This window comes from Streptomyces sp. NPDC002054, from assembly GCF_040296685.1.
In the GTDB taxonomy this organism is placed as follows: Bacteria; Actinomycetota; Actinomycetes; order Streptomycetales; family Streptomycetaceae; genus Streptomyces.
This window is the reverse complement of the sequence record NZ_JBEOXT010000002.1, coordinates 170,656-186,367: the sequence shown is the minus strand read 5'-3', so window position 1 is coordinate 186,367 and position 15,712 is coordinate 170,656. Positions and strand designations below refer to the sequence as shown.

Below are 15,712 nucleotides of genomic sequence, written 5' to 3'. Positions count from 1 at the left end.
GGGCCGGTCCCGGAAGCCTCAGGCTTCCGGGACCGGCCCTTCGGCACGGTTCAGGCGTCGAGAATCCCCGGCAGCGCCGCCGTCAGCGCATCCACCTCGGCCTCGCCGACGGTCAGCGCCGGTGCCAGCCGTACGGTCGACGGCCCGGTCGCGATGACCAGGAACCCGGCGTCCTGGGCCGCCCGCTGCACCCGCGCGGCCACCGGCTCGGCGAGCACCACCCCAAGCAGCAGCCCGGCCCCCCGCACCTCCGTCACCAGTGGATGCCCGAGCTTCTCGATCCCGCTGCGCAGCCGTTCACCGACCCGCCGGACCTGCGCGAGCAGCCCCTGTGACTCGATGGTGTCGAGCACCGCCAGTCCTGCCGAACAGGACACGGGATTGCCGCCGAAGGTCGATCCGTGCTGGCCCGGGGACAGCAGTCCGGCCGCCGCTCCGAAGGCCAGCACGGCCCCGATCGGCAGGCCGCCGCCCAGCCCCTTGGCCAGCGTGATCACATCCGGATCGACTCCTTCCGCTGCCTGGTGGGCGAACCAGTACCCGGTCCGGCCGATACCCGTCTGGACCTCGTCCAGCACCAGCAGCGTGCCGGTGGCCCGGGTGATCTCCCGGGCCGCCCGCAGGTACCCCTCGGGCGCCGGGATCACCCCGGCCTCGCCCTGCAGCGGCTCGAGGAACACCGCCGCCGTCTCCTCGGTGACCGCCGCCCGCAGCGCGGCCACGTCACCGAAGGGGACATGGGTCACCCGGCCGGGCAGCGGCAGGAACGGCTCGCGCTTCGCCGGCTGCCCGGTCAGCGCCAGCGCCCCCATCGTCCGGCCGTGGAACCCGCCCTCGGCGGCGACCACAGGGCTGCGCCCGGTCCGGCGGGCGATCTTGAACGCCGCCTCGGCCGCCTCCGTGCCGGAGTTCGCGAAGAACACCCGTCCCGGCCGTCCCGCCAGCCGCAGCAGCCGCTCGGCCAGCGCGACCGGCGGCTCGGCCACGTACAGATTGGAGACATGGCCCAGCCGGGCCACCTGGGCGCTCACCGCGGCCACCACGGCCGGATGCGCGTGCCCCAGGGTGTTCACGGCGATCCCGGCGGTGAAGTCCAGGTAGGAGCGCCCCGCTTCGTCCCAGACCGTGCAGCCCTCGCCCCGGACCAGCGCCAGGGGCGGAGTGCCGTATGTGTCCATCAGCGTGGCCTGCCAGCGCCCGGTCAGTCCTCCGGCGGTCATGCCGCTTCCTTCGCTTCCTCGCAGATGTCCATCTCCTCCGGCACCACCGTGGTACCGGAACCGTCCTCGGCGAACACGGCCCGCAGCACCGAGTGCGGAACCCGGCCGTCCAGAACCTGTGCCGAGCCCACGCCGGCCCGGACCGCCTGCAGGCAGCCCTCCATCTTGGGCAGCATCCCGCTCGCCAGCTCCGGCAGCAGCTTCTCCAGCTCGCCGGCCGTCAGCCGGGGGATCACCTCCGGGTTGTGCGGCCAGTTCGCGTACAGCCCCTCGACGTCGGTGAGCATCACCAGCCGTTCCGCACCGAGGGCCACGGCCAGCGCGGACGCCGCGAGATCGGCGTTGATGTTGTAGATCTGCCCGTCCGTGCCGCGGCCCACCGGGGAGACCACCGGGATGCGGCCCTGGTCCAGCAGCGCCCGCAGGGTCTCGGTGTTGACGTCCACCACCTCGCCGACCAGGCCGATGTCCACCGGCTCGCCGTCCACCCAGGCCGGCCGGCGCACCGCGGTCAGCGTGTGCGCGTCCTCGCCCGTCAGCCCGACCGCGAACGGCCCGTGACGGTTGATCAGCCCCACCAGCTCCCGCTGGACCTGCCCTGCGAGGACCATCCGGACCACGTCCATGACCTCCGGAGTGGTCACCCGCAGCCCCGCCTCGAACCGGACCTCCAGATCGAGCCGGTCCAGCAGTGCGCTGATCTGCGGACCGCCGCCGTGGACCACGACCGGGCGCAGCCCGGACCGCCACAGCGACACCACGTCCTCCGCGAAGGACCGCTTCAGGTCCTCGTTCACCATGGCGTTGCCGCCGAACTTGATCACCACGATGCGCCCGCTCATGAGCTGTACGCGCTGTTCTCGTGGACGTACTCGGCGGTGAGGTCGTTCGTCCAGATCGCCGCTGCGGCGTCCCCGGACCGCAGGTCCACGGTCACCGTGATCCGGCGCCCGGACAGGTCGACCTTGTCGCGGGACTCGCCCGCCGCACCGTCCCGGCACACCCAGACCCCGTTGATGGCCACATCGAGCCGGTCCGGGTCGAAGACGGCGGAGGTGGTGCCGATGGCCGAGAGCACCCGGCCCCAGTTGGGGTCCTCGCCGTGCAGTGCGCACTTGAGGAGGTTGTTGCGGGCCACCGAGCGGCCCACGGTCACCGCGTCCTCCTCGGACGCCGCGCCCACCACTTCCACCTCGATCTCCTTCGAGGCGCCCTCCGCATCCGCGACCAGCTGCCGGGCCAGGTCCAGGCAGACCGTGTAGACGGCTCCGGTGAAGGCGTCCGGGTCCGGGGTCACCCCGGAGGCACCCGAGGACAGCAGCAGCACGGTGTCGTTGGTGGACATGCAGCCGTCCGAGTCCACCCGGTCGAAGGTGGTACGGACCGCCGAGCGCAGCGCCGCGTCGAGGTCCCCGGCGGTCACATCGGCGTCCGTGGTGAGCACCACGAGCATGGTGGCCAGCCCGGGCGCGAGCATGCCCGCACCCTTGGCCATTCCGCCCACGGTCCAGCCCGGGCCGGTGACCACGGCGGTCTTGTGCACCGAGTCGGTGGTCTTGATCGCGACGGCCGCGTCGTCGCCACCGGTGGGGGAGAGGCGCGCGGCGGCGGCATCGATCCCCGCGGTGACCCGGTCCATCGGCAGCGGCACCCCGATGAGCCCGGTGGAGCACACCGCGATCTCGTCCGGGCCGCCGTCTGCACCGACGGCGAGCGCCGTACGGGCGGCCATTGCCTCCGTGTCCACGGCGCCCGAGGGGCCCGTACAGGCGTTGGCGCCACCGGAGTTGAGGACGACCGCGGAGATGCGGCCGTCCGCCAGTACCCGGCGGGACCAGCGCACCGGCGCGGCCTGGACCCGGTTGGAGGTGAACACCCCGGCAGCCGCCCGGGACGGCCCGCGGTTCACCACCAGGGCCAGATCGGGTGCACCGGATTCCTTGATCCCGGCGGCCACGCCGCTCGCGAGGAATCCCTGGGCAGCGGTCACGGTCACGGAGCCACTCCATTCGTGGGCAGGCCCAGGTCCTCCGGCAGGCCGAGGGCGATGTTCATGCTCTGCACCGCGCCACCCGCGGTGCCCTTGGTCAGGTTGTCGATGGCGCTGACGCAGATCAGCCGGCCGGCCCGCTCGTCCACGGCCACCTGTACGTGGGCGGTGTTGGAGCCGAGGACGGAGCCGGTGGACGGCCACCGGCCGGGCGGCAGCAGCCGGACGAACGGCTCGTCGGCGTAGGCGGCTTCGTAGACCGCGCGGACGGCTGCGGCGGTGTCTGTGGCCGTTCCCGGGCGGAGCCGGGCGGTACAGGTGGCGAGGATGCCGCGGGGCATCGGGGCCAGCGTTGGGGTGAAGGACACGGTCACCGGTTCGCCCGCCGCCAGCGACAGGTTCTGCTCCAGCTCGGGGGTGTGGCGGTGGCCGCCGCCCACCCCGTACGGGGTCATGGACCCGGCCACCTCGGAGGCCAGCAGGTGCGGCTTCGCGACCCGGCCCGCACCGGAGGTGCCGCTCGCCGCCACGATGACGGCATCCGGCTCGACCAGGCCGGCGGCGAAGGCCGGGAACAGGGCCAGGGTCGCGGCGGTGGGGAAGCAGCCGGGCACCGCCACCCGGGTGGCACCCTTCAGCTCCTGGCGCTGCCCCGGAAGTTCGGGCAGCCCGTACGGCCAGGTGCCGGCGTGTGCGGAGCCGTAGAACAGCTCCCAGTCGGCGGGGTTGCGCAGCCGGAAGTCGGCTCCGCAGTCCACAACCAGCGTGGCGGGGTCCAACTGCTCCAACTGCTCGGCGAGGGCCGCGGACTGGCCGTGCGGGAGGGCCAGGAAGACGACGTCGTGGCCGCGGAGGGTCTCGGCGGTGGTGTCGCCGAGCACCCGGTCCGCGAACGCGTCGAGGTGCGGCTGCACCTCGACGAGCTTCCGGCCGGCGCTGCTGTGCGCGGTGACGGCGCCGATCTCCACGCCGGGGTGCCCGGTCAGCAGCCGCAGAATCTCCCCTCCGGCATAGCCGCTCGCTCCGGCCACCGCTGCCCGTAGGGTCATGCCCCTGGTCTCCCGCCGCTGGTTCTCTGATGGTTCCTCATGGGCTGCGCCCGAGGGCCCGCCCAAGTGTTTAGCTTAGGCTAACCTAAGTCCAGCTGGGCGCAGGGGGTGGGAGATGAAAACCAGGTGACATTCCCTCCGGGGTAAGGGCGTTCAGGACATTCCGCCGCCACCCCGGGTACACCGACGACCCGATCGGCCGGGCCACGCGCTCCGCACACTGCGCAGGCCGCACCGCCCGGCGCGATACCGAGCCACTGCGGCGGCAGGCGTGGCCGGCCCGCGCTGGCGGGCGGCCCGTGGGCTGGTCAGGGGTGCGGCTGCCTGGCCTGGCGGCGGGCCAGTGGTGGGGCGTACAGCGTTGGTTGGCCCGCACGGGCACCGGTTGGGCACCGGCCAGCCCGTCAGCCGGGGAAGCGGCTCGGGGCGGGGCTTCCGCGCCCGGAGCCGGGCCCGGCCCGCGGGCTCGCGCGCCGGCGGGAAGTCCAGGCGGGCGGGTGCGCGGCGCCGGGTGTGGGACGGGCGCAGCCGCGCCCGGGGATACCGGCAGAGCGTCCGCCGGCGCGGCCGGCGTGCGGGGGCTCAGTACCAGTGGGGCCGGGCTCGGCGGGGGCACCAGGGACTCGAGGCCGCCCCGGCCGCCGCTTCCGGCGGCCAGGAGGCCGGCCGGGCGGCTCGGGCTCGCCGACGGGGTGCGGCGGGCAGAGCTGCGCCCTGCGGCTTCGGCAGGGGCCGGGGCCCAGGCGGGTTCCCCCCGTACTCGTATCGGGGCCGGGCTCGGCGTGGGAGCCGGGGGATCGGGCCGCCCCGGCTGTGGGGCGGACGAAGCTGCGTCCTGCGGCTTCGGCTGGGGGCCGGGCCCGGGTCGGCGGGGGTGCCGGGGGAAGGGGGCCGCCCCGGTGGCGGGGCCTACCGGGGCGGTGGGGGGTCAGGAGCGGGGGTCGCCGGACTGGCGTTCGCGCTCCGCGTTGCGCTGCGCGATGCGGGCCGCCTCCTTGCGGACCTCCGCCTGCGTCGCCCGCTCCTTCTGCAGCCACTCGGGCTGCTCCTGCTTCAGCGCCTCGATCTGCTCGGTGGTCAGCGCCTCCGTGATCCCGCCCCGGGCGAGCCCGGCGATCGAGATGCCGAGCTTCGCCGCGACCACCGGCCGCGGGTGCGGCCCATTGCGCCGCAGGTCCTGCAGCCACTGGGGCGGGTCGGTCTGCAGGGCGTTCAGCTCGGTGCGCGAGACGACACCCTCCTGGAACTCTGCGGGGGTGGCCTCGAGGTACACACCCAGCTTCTTCGCCGCGGTCGCGGGCTTCATCGTCTGGGCGGTCTGGTGCGACGTCATGGTGTCAAGGGTATCGAGCATGTGCGCTACCTCCGACCACGACCGGTAACCTGGCGGAGTGACAGGCTCGGATACATCCCCTTCGTTCCGGCTCGCGTATGTCCCGGGAGTGACGCCCACCAAATGGGTGCGGATCTGGAACGAGCGCCTGCCCGACATCCCGCTGACCCTCGTCCAGGTGTCCGCGGCCGACGCGTTCGACCTGCTGCGCAGCGGTGGCGCCGATGCCGGATTCGTCCGGATGCCGGTCGACCGGGACGACCTCAGCGCGATCCCCCTCTACACCGAGACCACCGTGGTCGTGGTCCCCAAGGACCACCTGGTGGCGGCGGTGGAGGAGGTGTCCGTCGCGGACCTCGCCGACGAGATCGTGCTGCACCCCCTCGACGACACCCTCGACACCCTCGGCTGGGAGAACCCGCCGGGCCGCCCCGCGTACGAGCGTCCCGCCACCACGGCGGACGCCGTCGAGCTGGTGGCGGCCGGGATCGGGGTCCTGGTCGTCCCCCAGTCCCTGGCCCGCCTGCACCACCGCAAGGACCTCACCTACCGGCCGGTGTCGGAGGTTCCGGAGTCGCGGGTGGCCCTGTCGTGGCCGCAGGAGCAGACCACCGACCTGGTGGAGGAGTTCATCGGGATCGTCCGCGGGCGGACCGTGAACAGCACCCGGGGCCGCCCCCCGACGCCGCCCCAGACGAAGCGCAAGCCCACGGCTGCGAAGCCCGCGGGCAAGACGGCCGCCAAGCCCGGCGGCAAGACGGCCGGCAAGAGCCCCCGTGGCGGGTCCGGCGCGCCCAAGGGCGGCAAGGGCAAGGGCGGAGGCGGCGGCGGTCGCCGCGGAAAGCCCCGCGGCCGGGCGTAGCGGGAGCGGCCCGACCTGACATCCGGGTCGGCCGGGTGGCGCCGGATCGTGGCGGAGGGGGTTAGGTTCGCGGGGCCGTACCGCCCCCATCCCCGGATCGACGAGGACCTCTGTGACATCCGTGCGCACCGCCCGCCCCGAGGAACTGCCCGCCCTGGTCGAACACCCCGGTGATACCGAACGCAACACCGCGACCCGCGCCTATCTGACCCAGCTCCTCGACAGCGGCTGCACCCGCCCCGAATGGTGTCTGGTCGCCGAGGGCGCCGACGGCCGGCCCGTCGGCAGCGTGGTGCTGTGGACCCTCCCGGGCCAGGCGGTGCCGCTCGCCCTCGTGCTGTTCGAGGCTCCCGCGGGCGCGCCCGACACCGGGACCGCCCTGCTGGACGCCGCCGCGGCCAGGGCCGCGGAGCTCGGCGCGACCGAGCTGGAGCATGTCCTCGACTCGCCCGCCCAGGCCCCGCAGTTCCAGCGCGACCCCGAGCACCGGGGCGAACTGCTCCGGAAGTCAGGATTCGGCGTGATCCGCGACGGGCGGCGGTTCCGCCGCCTGCTTCCCGGGTCAGGCCTTGCAGGGCTGCCCGCCGACGACCCCCGGCTGACCTTCCGTACGCTCGCCGAGCTCGGCCCCGAGCCGTTTGTCGAGGTCCTCCGGGACCTCCTTGCCGACACCGCCGACGCCCGCCTCGCCGCCGACGTCCGACAGCACGGCGCACGCCGGGCGGCGGAACTCCTCTTCGAGGAGACCGCCGAACTCCGGCACGACCCCGACTGGTGGGAGCTCGGCTACGACCCCGACGGCACCGCGGCCGTGATCAGCCTGCCCGCCGAGAACCCCAGCGTCCCCGTGATCGGCTTCGTGGGCGTCGCACCCGCCCACCGCGGCAAGGGCTACGCCACCTCGGCCGTGGTCCGCGGCACCCGGATCCTTGCGGCGCACGGCGCCACCGAGATCCGCGGCGACTGCGACGCCGCCAACACGGCCATGGCCAAGGCCTTCCGCAGCGCGGGGTACGAGAACCTCGCCGACCGCCTGGAATTCGCCCGCCCGCTCTGAAGCCCCCGCCCGCGGCTGGCCCCGCCCCGCCGGCACGCCCACACTGGAGGCGGAAGCATCCGCTCAGGGAGCACGGTCGTGACATCCACGGTCAGCGCGCGTGGCCCCGCCCGGCGGGCGGTCGTACGGCGCCTGCTGGCGGAGTACGGGCGCACCCACGCCGAGGAAGCGGGCATCCGGCTGCGGAACACCCCCGCCCCGCTGTACCGGCTGCTCACCCTCTGCGTGCTGTTCGCCGTCCCCATCCAGGCGGACATCGCGGTGGCCGCGGCCCGCGAGCTCTCCGCGGCCGGGCTGCGCACCCCGCGGGCGATGGCCGGCTCCGCCTGGCAGGACCGGGTGGACGCGCTCGGCCGCGCCCACTACCGCCGCTACGACGAGAGCACGGCCACCGCCCTGGGCGCCGGGGCCGCGTTCCTCCTCGACCGCCACCGCGGTGACCTGCGGCGGCTGCGCGAGGAGGCCGGCGGGGATCCCGGCCGGATCCGCGGACTGCTCCGGGAGGTTCCCCGGATCGGCCCGGTCGGCGCGGACATCTTCTGCCGGGAGGCACAGGGGCTGTGGCCCGAGCTGCGCCCGTCCTTCGACGGCCGGGCCCGGCACGCAGCCGGCGCCCTCGGGCTCCCGGAATCCCCCGAGCTGCTGGCGCAGCTGGTCGCCGCCGAGGACCTGCCCCGGCTGGCCGCCGCCCTGGTACGGGTCGAACTGGCCAAGGACGACGCCGTACCCGCCCTCCGCCGAGCCGGCTGACCCGAAGGCCGGCCCCCTACCGCCGTTCCACAGGGTGCGGCTGGACGCCCGTCATCAGCATGTCCAGGCCCCGCCGGGTGGTCGCCAGCACCACCCGGTCGTCGGCCCGCAGCACCCACCCCTGCGGGGGCCGCCAGTCGAAGGCCGGCCGGTCGGTGCGGAGCCCGTCGAGCGTGTCCGTGGACGAGGCCGAGTGCCGGCCGATCGCCGGCCCCACGGCCAGGACCCGCCACTCGTGCTCCTTGAACGCCTCGTGCACGGAGTGCCCCTCCAGCTCCGGATGGCCGGCCACGTCGACCACGGTGAACAGCAGGGATCCGCGTTCCACGGGCATGACGCCCAGCACGTGACGGCCCATCATCGCGGCGGCGAAGGACGGCGCCGCGAGCGCCGAGACGCTGCGGCTGCGGGTCAGCGCCTCCGGGTAGCAGGCGCGCATCGTACGGGAGACGGTGGCGGCGAAATCGTCCCCGTACAGCCGCATCACCGCGCGGACCCGGGGGTTGCTCTCCCGGGCGGCCATCACGATGTCGAGGTTCTGCCCGTCCTCGTGGGTCAGGACCAGCAGCGACCGGCTGGTGCCGATCCGGGCCAGGTCCAGGACCCCCGGCGTGGCCGCGTCCGCGAGCAGCAGGTGCACGCCGAGCTCCCGGGCGAGGGCGACGCCCCGGGCCTGCGGGTCCCGTTCGATGGCCACCACGGTGTGGTCGGTGGTGCCGAGCTGCGCCAGCACCCGGGTGCCGATCTTCCCGAGCCCGACCACCACGATGTGGTCGCGCAGGCCGGGCTCCGGCGCGTGGTTCGCGGATGCGGCCCGGAACGCCAGGGTGGCGTTCATGGTGGCCGCGACCACCAGCGGAAGGATGGCCAGACCGACGAACCCGGCGACGAGCTGGAGTACCTGGCGGGCGGTGGACTCCTCGGTGGCCGGGTCGCCCATCGTGAAGATGTCGAGTAACGGCAGGTAGACGGACCTCCACAGCGGACCGTCCTCCACCAGGGCGGTCACCGCGGCCAGCGTCACCACCGCCGCACCGAGCACCCCGAAGACGGCCGTGACCTCGCGGGAGACGAACACCTTCCACGGCAGCCGGCCCAGCCGGTCCCGCAGCCAGCTCCGGTACCGCAGCCGCCGGTCGGGGGCCTCCGGCAGCCGGTGGTGGGTGACCTCTTCGAGCATCAGCCGGCCGTGCGTGAACTGCCGGTGGTACGCGGTGGCGGTGTCGGGCAGCAGCTGGGTTCCGTCGGCGCCGGGGGTCTCGGCGCTGTCCTCGTTGCCCGGGTCGTCCAGGTGGGCGCCGGACAGCACGGCCAGGGTGGCCAGGTCGGTGGCGTGCGGGGGCGTACCGGCGGGGCGGACCACGCTGCGGAACACCTTGCCCTAGACCTGGAGCGAGTGCCCGTGGCCGACCGCGGCGGCGGCGACCAGTTCGGGGACGGCGGTGTCGGCGTCGGAGAGGACGGTCGTGGACACGTCGATCCAGGGGTCCTCGTGCCGGGCGTAGACAGCCGCGGCCCGGTCGAGCAGCCGTTCCAGGTGGCGGCCCCGCTCGCGGTTGAACATCCGGATGACCAGCCGCACGGTCGGGTTGAGGCTGCGGGCGAGCAGCGCCGCCGTCATGTTCACCTGGTCGTCGGCGTAGGTGAGCGCGAGCGCGGCGGCCCGTTCGACACCGGCGGCCCGGAGGGTCTGCTCGTCCGGCCGCGCCGAGACCAGCAGCTCCACGGGGGAGCGCGGATCGCGGTGCAGCGCGGCGATGTCGGCGGCGTGCCCGTCGCGCCGCGAGGGCAGGACCACCGTGACGGCCTCGCCGCACACGGCGTCCAGCTCGTGCGCGAGCCGGTGCACCAGCGTGTCGTCACCGCAGATGATCATGTGCTCGGACCGCTGTCCGGGCTCCCGGCGGAGGTGGAGGGTCGCCGTCATGCCGCGTCGGAGGACAGGGCCGCCGGAGCCTGCTCCGCGTAGACGGCGGCCGGCAGGGACAGGACCATGGTCAGCCCGCCGCCCGGGGTGTCCTCGGGGGTGAGGGTGCCGTCCATCGCCTCGGTGAGCCCCCGGGCCAAGGCGAGCCCGAGGCCCGGGCCGGCCGTGTTGTCCCGGTCGCCGAGCCGCTGGAAGGGCTCGAACACCCGCTCGCGGTCGGCCGGGGTGATGCCCGGCCCGCGGTCGATGATCCGTACCTCGACCCGCCCGGCGAGTGCGCTGGCCGTCACCAGCACCGGCCGGCCCGCGGGGGAGTGCCGTACGGCATTGCCGACGAGATTGGCCAGCACCCGCTCCAGCAGCGGCGGATCCACCCACAGCGCGGGCACCGCCTCCAGATCCTGTACGTCGATCCCGGGCGTGGGCCCGGACCCGCCCGCATCCGCAGCGGCCGGCTCCAGGGAGTCCAGTGCCCCCGGCAGCACCTCCTCCAGTGCGGTGGCCCGCAGCGCGAGGGTGAGCGCGCCGGCCTGCAGCCGGCTCAGGTCCAGCAGGTTCTCCACCAGCCGGTGCAGGCGCAGCAGCGAGGCCTCGGCGGAGGCCAGCAGCTCCTCCCGGTCCTCCTCGGAGAAAACGACCTCCCGGCTGCGCAGCGAGCTCACCGCCGCCAGCGATCCGGCGAGCGGGGTCCGCAGATCGTGGCTGACCGCCCGGAGCAGCGCCGTGCGCAGCCGGTCCGCGGCCTTGACGGGTTCCACCTCGGCCGCCGCCTCGGCCAGCTGCGCCCGCTCCACCGCGGCGCCGACGTGCGCGGCGAAGGCGGCCAGCACCCGGCGCTCGGAGGACGGCAGCGTACGGCCGTGCAGGGCCAGGCGGGCGCGCGGGCCCGCCGTCACGATCAGGGGGGAGTCCGGCCCGGTCCGGCGGCGGTGCCCCGGTGCCGCGGAGTCCGGCCGGTCACCGTCCGGTTCCCGGAGCAGCTCGACGGAGTCCATGCCGAAGGTCTCGCGGGTCCGCTCCAGCAGGGCGGGAATCGTGTGGTCGCCGCGGACGATGCTGCCGGCCAGCGAGGACATCGTCTCCGCCTCGGCCGTGGCCCGGGCCGCCCGCCGGGACATCCGCAGCGAACGGTCCACCACCGCGGCCACGATCGCGGCCACCGCGGCGAACACGACGAGCGCCACCACACTGTCCGGATCGTTCAGCGTGAACGCCCCGATGGGCGGTATGAACCAGTAGTTGAGGAGCAGTGCCGCGGTGACGGCGGCGACCAGGGCCGACATCACGCCCCCGATGCAGGCCACCGCGACCACGGCGAGGAGGAACAGCAGGGCCTCGCCGGTCAGGTTGAGGGTGCCGCGCGTCCGGTCGAGGAGCACCGTGAGCAGGATCGGCAGCAGCAGCCCCGCCACCGGCCCCGCGATGAGCCGGGAGACCGGCAGGGTGCGCCGCCGGGAGGGCAGCAGCCGGCCGTGGCCGGCCCGTTCGTGGGTGACGGTGTGGACGTCGATGTTCCCGGACAGGGACACCACGGTCTCGCCGATGCCCCGGCCCCCGATGAAACGTTCCAGCCGACCCCGGCGGCTGGTGCCGAGCACCAGCTGGGTGGCGTTCTCCGCGGTCGCGAAGTCCACCAGCGCCGAAGCCACCTCGTCGCCGACGACCGAGTGGTAGCTGCCCCCGAGGTTCTCGACCAGCACCCGCTGGGCCGCCAGCGCCGCGTGCGAGGCCCCGGACGCCAGTCCGTCGCTGCGCGTCACATGGACGGCGAGCAGCTCCCCGCCGGCCGAGCGGGCGGCGATCCGGGCGGCCCGGCGGATCAGGGTCTGCCCCTCCGGCCCGCCGGTGAGGGCCACCACCACCCGTTCCCGGGTCTCCCACACCGCGCCGATGTTGTGCTCGGCACGGTACTTCGTCAGGGCCTCCTCCACCCGCCCGGCCACCCACAACAGGGCCAGCTCCCGCAGCGCGTTGAGGTTCCCGGGCCGGAAGAAGTTCGCCAGCGAGGCGTCGATCCGCTCCGGCGGGTAGATGTTGCCGTGGGCCATCCGCCGGCGCAGCCCCTCCGGCGGGATGTCGACCAGCTCGATCTCGTCGGCACGGCGCACGAAGTCGTCGGGGACGGTCTCCCGCTGCGGCACCCCGGTGATCTTCTCGACCACGTCGCTGAGCGACTCCAGGTGCTGGATGTTCAGCGTGGCGATCACATCGATCCCGGCCGCCAGGATGTCCTCGACGTCCTGCCACCGCTTGGGGTGCCGGCCGCCACCGGGCACATTGGAGTGCGCCAGCTCGTCGATCAGCACCACATCCGGCCGGCGGGCCAGCACGGCCGCCACGTCCAGCTCGGCATAGCGCCCCCCGCGGTACTCGCACTCCGCCCGGGGCAGTACGTCCAGACCGGCGAGCTTCTCCTCGGTGTGCTGCCGCCGGTGGCACTCCACCAGCCCGGCCAGCACCGCCGCGCCGCGGCCGGCCCGCCGCTGGGCCTCGTCGAGCATCCGGTAGGTCTTGCCGACCCCCGGAGCCGCACCCAGGTACACCTTGAACCGGCCGGCGCGCAGGGCCGCCCTCCGGGCTTCCGCGACAGCCGGTGCCGGCGTCCCCATGATCAGAACCTCTCGGGGAAAAGCCAGGCAACAACCAGATATCCGGCCAGCGAGGCCGCGATGACGCCGCCTACGACAGTTTCCGTGCTCACTCGCCCTTGACACCTCCGTGTGGCCTACCTGCCAAGGAAACTCCGCTACGCGCGTCCCGATAAGCCCCTTGATGCACCTCTGGCGCTTTGTGCACGGGATTCTGACGCTGTGTTGACGCCCGCTCCCCCGATAGAGTGACGGCGGTGTGCCGGGAAGCCTGGTCGGCGTCGCGGGCCGTCCGGTCCGCGTCCGATCCGGTGGGGGCGGCAATGCGCAGCGTGGGTACGGTACTGGTCCTTGTGGTGCTGGCGACGGCAGTGGCCACCGGCGCCCGCCGCTGGCGCATCCCCGCGCCCTCCCTGCTGGTGGTCGTCGGCCTCGGCGTCGCCCTGATCCCCGGCACCCCCGAGATCCACGTCAGCCCCGAGGTCATCGGCCTCGTCGTGCTGCCCCCGCTGCTCTATGCCAGCGCCGAGGAACTCTCCTGGCGCGAGCTCCGCCTGGTGTGGAAGCCGGTCGGTGTGCTCGCCGTCGGCCTGGTGCTCGCCTCGGCGGCGGCGGTCGGCGCGGTCGCCTCCCTGCTGACCCCGCTGACCTGGCAGATGGCCCTGGTCCTCGGGGCCGTCCTGGCCAGCACCGACCCGGTGGCGGTCACCGCCCTCGGCCGGCGCCTCGCCCTGCCCCCCAAGGTCCAGGTCCTGGTCCAGGCCGAGAGCCTCTTCAACGACGCGACCTCGCTGGTGCTCTTCCGGGTCGCGGTCATCGTCGCCGCAGCCTCCTCCGGGGTCTCCTGGCAACAGGCCGGCACCGAGTTCGCCCTGCTCGCCGGCGGCGGCACCCTGATCGGCGGAGCCGTCGCCTGGACGGTCTCGCTGCTCCGCCGCAGAACCGAGGACCCGGTCCTGGAGACCGTCATCGCCCTGGTGACCCCGTACGCCGCCTATGTGCTCGCCGAGGCCGTCCACGCCTCCGGGGTGACCTCCGTGGTGGTCGCCGGCGTCGTGCTCGGCGGCCTGTCCGACACGTTCACCACCGCCCGGATACGGCTCCAACTGCACGCCGTCAACGGCACCCTGGTCTTCCTGCTGGAGAGCGTGGTGTTCAGCCTGATCGGCCTGACCCTGCCCGCCCAGGTTGCCGCGCTGACCGACGCGGACCGGCTCTGGCCGCTGTACGCCCTCGCAGTGGCCGCCACCCTGGTCGCCATCCGCCTGCTGTGGGTGCTCCCGCTGTCCGCGCTGCTGCAACGGAGCTCGGGGGCGCGCCCCTCCTGGCGGGTCCCCGCCGTCCTCACCTGGGCCGGCACCCGCGGAGTGGTTCCGCTGGCCGCCGCCCTGTCGATCCCGGTCGCGGCGGACGACGGCACCCTGCTCGGCCAGCGCCCGCTCGTCCTCGTGCTCACCACCTCGGTGGTCGTGGTGACCCTGGTCGCCCAGGGCTTCACCCTGGCCGGAGTGGTCCGGCGGTCCGGCATCGCCCTGGAACCGGACCACACCGCACGCGAGGAGGCGTCCGCCCGCTGCAGCCTGGCCGAGGCAGGCATCCGGCGGCTGGACGAGATGGCCGAGCTGGAAGCTGTACCGGACACCGTGGCGGACCGGCTCCGGCGCAGTCTGCAGGCCCGGATGGAGCACGCCCGCGACCGCCTGGAGGAGACCGACCCCGCCGAGTCCGACGATCACGTGTACCGGCTGCTGCGCCGCGACCTGATCCGGGTCGAGGCGGCCGAACTGGAGCGGCTCTACGACGCCCACCGCATCAGCGACACCACCCGCCGGCTGCTCCAGCGCTCCCTGGACCTGGAGGAGGCCCGCCTGGACCTCGCCACCTGACGGCCCCGGCCCGGCCCCGCCCCGCCCCCGGACATGGGTGCGGGGCGGTCCTGTTCCTAAGGACCGCCCCGCGGGGTGGGCTTCAGGCCTCAGCTCAGCGCTGACCGGCCCTGCTGCCGTGGTTGGCCGCCTTCTTGCGACGGGACCTCTTCTTGCGGGCGCGCTTGGACATGTACGGGTATTCCTTCAGGCGGTGTGGCCGACGAGGACGTCGGCGAGCTTGTTGAGGCGCTTGACCGTGCGCTCCTCGGTGGCGGCGGCGGCCGGGGCGACCCGCTCGGAGCGGTCGTAGTAGGCGCCGTTGACGATCTCGGTGGCCGGGTCGCAGAGGCGGACGACGTGCCCGGCGCCCTCGGCGGCGGAGCCGCCCTCGTGGCCGTAGAGGGAGAGCAGCCCGGTGTCGCAGACGCCCGGGTGGACCGAGACGGCCGTGACGCGCGGGTCGGCGGCGAACACGGTGAGGGCCAGCTGCGACTGCGCGTACGCGGCGAGGCGCGAGTAACGGCGGGTCCGGTTGGGGTCGTTCCACTGGATGGCGGCGCTGCGGTGCAGGGAGGAGGACACGTTGACAACCCGGCCGCCCGGGTCGGTGGTCAGGGCCGGCTCGAGGAGGTTGGTGAGCAGGTAGTGGGCGAGGAAGTTGACCTGGAAGGACAGCTCGTTGCCGTCGGGGGTGACGGTGTGGCGCTCGGGCGCGGCGACGGCCGCGTTGTTGACGAGCACGTCCAGGCGGGGGTGCTCCCGTACGACGGTCTGGGCCATCGACTCGACCTCGTCGAAGTGGGCGAAGTCGGCGGCCAGCGGGCGCAGCAGGGCGCTGCTGACGCCGGCGGTGGCGATCAGGCGGTCGGTCGCGGCCTGGGACTCGGCGGCGGTACGGCCGTGGACGAGGACGGTGGCGCCGGCCTCGGCGAGCAGGCGGGCGGTCTCGTAGCCGATGCCGGAGGTGGCGCCGGTGACGAGAACGGTGCGTCCGGACAGGGAAGAAGAAGACATGTGAGGTTCCTCAATGGGCATGACCGACCTGCCCACCCCCCCCGGCACAGGGCA

15 protein-coding genes are annotated in these 15,712 nt (G+C 74.2%); 4 read left to right on the top strand and 11 right to left on the bottom strand.

From position 1 onward, the window contains the following. Positions 1–50: 50 nt before the first annotated feature. From ABT123_RS02485 to ABT123_RS02465, 5 genes are all read right to left on the bottom strand, one after another. Positions 51–1,220, bottom strand: a complete 1,170-nt coding sequence (locus ABT123_RS02485) for an acetylornithine transaminase (RefSeq protein ID WP_351308603.1) — start codon at positions 1,218–1,220, stop codon at positions 51–53. Next, positions 1,217–2,062 (bottom strand): acetylglutamate kinase, encoded by an 846-nt coding sequence (argB, locus tag ABT123_RS02480; protein ID WP_351308601.1) that lies wholly within the window; start codon positions 2,060–2,062, stop codon positions 1,217–1,219. Before argB ends, ABT123_RS02485 begins: the two co-directional genes overlap by 4 nt. Continuing rightward, positions 2,059–3,216 carry a bifunctional glutamate N-acetyltransferase/amino-acid acetyltransferase ArgJ gene (argJ, locus tag ABT123_RS02475; protein WP_351308598.1) on the bottom strand — a complete coding sequence of 386 codons (1,158 nt, stop codon included), beginning with the start codon at positions 3,214–3,216 and terminating at the stop codon, positions 2,059–2,061. Before argJ ends, argB begins: the two co-directional genes overlap by 4 nt. After that, entirely contained in the window at positions 3,213–4,259 is a 1,047-nt protein-coding gene (gene argC, locus ABT123_RS02470; protein ID WP_351308596.1) for an N-acetyl-gamma-glutamyl-phosphate reductase, read from the bottom strand. The genes argJ and argC overlap by 4 nt, the downstream gene beginning before the upstream one ends. Positions 4,260–5,187: 928 nt before the next feature. Then, complete coding sequence (locus ABT123_RS02465) at positions 5,188–5,592, bottom strand: DUF5997 family protein (RefSeq protein WP_351308593.1); 405 nt, start codon at positions 5,590–5,592, stop codon at positions 5,188–5,190. 58 nt (positions 5,593–5,650) lie between these two features. Between ABT123_RS02465 and ABT123_RS02460 the strand changes: the two genes are divergently transcribed. From ABT123_RS02460 to ABT123_RS02450, 3 genes are all read left to right on the top strand, one after another. Further along, positions 5,651–6,454 (top strand): LysR family substrate-binding domain-containing protein, encoded by an 804-nt coding sequence (locus ABT123_RS02460; RefSeq protein WP_351308590.1) that lies wholly within the window; start codon positions 5,651–5,653, stop codon positions 6,452–6,454. A gap of 112 nt (positions 6,455–6,566) precedes the next feature. Beyond that, positions 6,567–7,511: a GNAT family N-acetyltransferase gene (locus ABT123_RS02455; RefSeq protein WP_351308587.1), complete on the top strand. Its 945-nt coding sequence runs from the start codon at positions 6,567–6,569 to the stop codon at positions 7,509–7,511. A 78-nt stretch (positions 7,512–7,589) separates the two neighbouring features. Beyond that, positions 7,590–8,261, top strand: a complete 672-nt coding sequence (locus tag ABT123_RS02450) for an endonuclease (protein ID WP_351308584.1) — start codon at positions 7,590–7,592, stop codon at positions 8,259–8,261. A gap of 16 nt (positions 8,262–8,277) precedes the next feature. Here the strand turns inward: ABT123_RS02450 and ABT123_RS02445 are convergent, their stop codons facing one another. Genes ABT123_RS02445 through kdpF form a run of 4 tightly spaced genes read right to left on the bottom strand, consistent with a single transcriptional unit; the run spans position 8,278 to position 12,889 of the window. Then, positions 8,278–9,624 carry a potassium channel family protein gene (locus ABT123_RS02445; protein ID WP_351308581.1) on the bottom strand — a complete coding sequence of 449 codons (1,347 nt, stop codon included), beginning with the start codon at positions 9,622–9,624 and terminating at the stop codon, positions 8,278–8,280. 18 nt (positions 9,625–9,642) lie between these two features. Continuing rightward, positions 9,643–10,188, bottom strand: coding sequence for an NAD-binding protein (locus tag ABT123_RS02440; RefSeq protein WP_351308578.1), 546 nt, complete (start codon positions 10,186–10,188; stop codon positions 9,643–9,645). Next, positions 10,185–12,797 (bottom strand): sensor histidine kinase, encoded by a 2,613-nt coding sequence (locus ABT123_RS02435; RefSeq protein WP_351308575.1) that lies wholly within the window; start codon positions 12,795–12,797, stop codon positions 10,185–10,187. Before ABT123_RS02435 ends, ABT123_RS02440 begins: the two co-directional genes overlap by 4 nt. A 2-nt stretch (positions 12,798–12,799) precedes the next feature. Then, positions 12,800–12,889, bottom strand: coding sequence for a K(+)-transporting ATPase subunit F (gene kdpF / locus ABT123_RS02430; RefSeq protein ID WP_351308572.1), 90 nt, complete (start codon positions 12,887–12,889; stop codon positions 12,800–12,802). A gap of 210 nt (positions 12,890–13,099) precedes the next feature. On the opposite strand from kdpF, the gene ABT123_RS02425 reads away from it, so the two are divergent. After that, a complete protein-coding gene (locus ABT123_RS02425) occupies positions 13,100–14,662 on the top strand; it encodes a Na+/H+ antiporter (RefSeq protein WP_351308570.1) in 1,563 nt (520 codons plus the stop codon). Positions 14,663–14,756: 94 nt separating this feature from the next. Here the strand turns inward: ABT123_RS02425 and ABT123_RS36695 are convergent, their stop codons facing one another. After that, positions 14,757–14,834, bottom strand: coding sequence for a 50S ribosomal protein bL37 (locus ABT123_RS36695; protein ID WP_502970844.1), 78 nt, complete (start codon positions 14,832–14,834; stop codon positions 14,757–14,759). Between the two features lie 14 nt (positions 14,835–14,848). Beyond that, positions 14,849–15,658: an SDR family NAD(P)-dependent oxidoreductase gene (locus ABT123_RS02420; RefSeq protein WP_351308567.1), complete on the bottom strand. Its 810-nt coding sequence runs from the start codon at positions 15,656–15,658 to the stop codon at positions 14,849–14,851. Positions 15,659–15,712: the final 54 nt, after the last annotated feature.

Bases quoted from the DNA above. Each gene is read 5' to 3' on its own strand.
- ABT123_RS02485 (WP_351308603.1), bottom strand. From the start codon at position 1,220: ATGACCGCCGGAGGACTGACCGGGCGCTGGCAGGCCACGCTGATGGAC.
- argB (WP_351308601.1), bottom strand. From the start codon at position 2,062: ATGAGCGGGCGCATCGTGGTGATCAAGTTCGGCGGCAACGCCATGGTG.
- argC (WP_351308596.1), bottom strand. From the start codon at position 4,259: ATGACCCTACGGGCAGCGGTGGCCGGAGCGAGCGGCTATGCCGGAGGG.
- ABT123_RS02465 (WP_351308593.1), bottom strand. From the start codon at position 5,592: ATGACGTCGCACCAGACCGCCCAGACGATGAAGCCCGCGACCGCGGCG.
- ABT123_RS02440 (WP_351308578.1), bottom strand. From the start codon at position 10,188: ATGACGGCGACCCTCCACCTCCGCCGGGAGCCCGGACAGCGGTCCGAG.
- ABT123_RS02435 (WP_351308575.1), bottom strand. From the start codon at position 12,797: ATGGGGACGCCGGCACCGGCTGTCGCGGAAGCCCGGAGGGCGGCCCTG.
- ABT123_RS02425 (WP_351308570.1), top strand. From the start codon at position 13,100: ATGCGCAGCGTGGGTACGGTACTGGTCCTTGTGGTGCTGGCGACGGCA.
- ABT123_RS36695 (WP_502970844.1), bottom strand. From the start codon at position 14,834: ATGTCCAAGCGCGCCCGCAAGAAGAGGTCCCGTCGCAAGAAGGCGGCC.
- ABT123_RS02420 (WP_351308567.1), bottom strand. From the start codon at position 15,658: ATGTCTTCTTCTTCCCTGTCCGGACGCACCGTTCTCGTCACCGGCGCC.